The organism is Kitasatospora indigofera (assembly GCF_014655955.1).
Lineage (GTDB): Bacteria > Actinomycetota > Actinomycetes > Streptomycetales > Streptomycetaceae > Kitasatospora > Kitasatospora indigofera.
The window spans coordinates 1-1444 of record NZ_BNBO01000144.1; the positions used below are offsets into that span (position 1 = coordinate 1).

Annotated in this window: 1 protein-coding gene; it reads right to left on the minus strand. The window is 70.0% G+C overall.

Annotated elements, in window-relative coordinates:
- Positions 1 to 111: 111 nt before the first annotated feature.
- The gene (locus IE329_RS39850; protein WP_190215961.1) at positions 112 to 1362 is read right to left on the minus strand and encodes an IS701 family transposase; all 1251 of its coding nucleotides are present in this window, start codon (positions 1360 to 1362) and stop codon (positions 112 to 114) included.
- Positions 1363 to 1444: the final 82 nt, after the last annotated feature.

Below are 1444 nucleotides of genomic sequence, written 5' to 3' on the forward strand. Positions count from 1 at the left end.
TAGGGCTTGGTCAGGTCCGTATCGGTGTGGGTATGTCGCGGTGGCAGGTGGGGCAGGCGCCGGCCCAGGTCGCGAGGAGTAACTGCAGCTCGCGGACGACCTGATAGAGGCTCAGGCCGGTGCCGTTTCTTTTGGGACCCGGGCCAGCCTCCGCAGCGTGCAGAAGGCGTGGGCGAGGGAGGCGAGGGTGACGTGGTGGTGCCAGCCGTTGAAGGTGCGGCCCTCGAAGTGGGCAAGTCCCAACGCCTGCTTCATCTCCCGGTAGTCGTGCTCGATGCGCCAGCGGAGTTTGGCCAGGCGGACCAGAGTGGTCAGCGGGGTGTCGGCGGGCAGGTCGGAGAGCCAGAACTGCACCGGCTCGGCCTCCTTCGCGGGCCACTCGGCCAGCAGCCAGCACTCGGCCAGCTCAACGCCCTCGGTGGCCTCACGGATCTCTCGTCCGGCGGGGCGGATCCGCAGTGCCACGAACCGCGAGTACATGCGCTTCAACCCGGTGCGACCGCCGCCCGGGCGTGAGCCCTCGCGCCAGGACACCGGCCTGGCCGCACCGCGTCCCGCCTCGATGACCAGCGCCTTCACGTTACGGGCCGGGTCTGGATACCGGGCCACCGGCGGCCGTCCGATGCCGTTGTAGGGCGGGATGACCGGTTGGGCCGCGGCCGGATGAGCGGTGGGCCGGGCGGAGATGCCCACGACGTAGTGCAGGCCCCGCTGGTTCAGGCCCAGACGGAACGCGATCGTGTCGCCGTAGCCAGCGTCGGCCAGGACCAGGGGGACCTCGACACCCCAGGACCGGGTCTCGTCGATCATGTCCAGGGCGAGCTGCCACTTCTCCACGTGCCCCAAGTCGGCCGGGATACCGACCCGCTCTCGGCGAGCCACCTTGAGCGGGTCGGCCTGCGGCGAAGCCGGGTCCCAGGTCGTGGGCAGGAACAGCCGCCAGTTCACGGGCGTGGAGGCGTGGTCGCGGGCCAGGTGCAGCGACACCCCGACCTGGCAGTTGGTGACCTTGCCCGCGGTGCCGGTGTACTGCCGGGACACGCACGCAGAGGCGTCGCCGTCCTTCAGGAAACCGGTGTCGTCGACGATCAACGCGCTCGGTTTGATGGCCTCATGCATCCGCCACGCCAGCCGGGCCCGCACCTGCGCGGGGCTCCACGGGCTGGAGGTCACGAAGTGCGCCAGGGCCTGCCGGTTGCCGTCCTCGCCGAGGCGGGCCGCCATCGGCTCGACCGACTTGCGTCGCCCGTCCAGCAGCAGCCCGCGCACATACGCCTGCCCCCAGCGGTGCTGGTCCGCGCGCGTGAACGCCTCGAACATCTCCGCCGTGAACGCCTCCAGATCCTCCCGGACCTGATCCATCTCCCCAGGTGTCACACACCATCAACGCGCCAATCGGGACAAAGACACGCCACCAGCGAGTACACCTGACCAAGCCCTACTA

Excerpts from the sequence above, each read along its gene's own strand:
- IE329_RS39850 (WP_190215961.1), bottom strand. The coding sequence starts at position 1,362 with ATGGATCAGGTCCGGGAGGATCTGGAGGCGTTCACGGCGGAGATGTTC.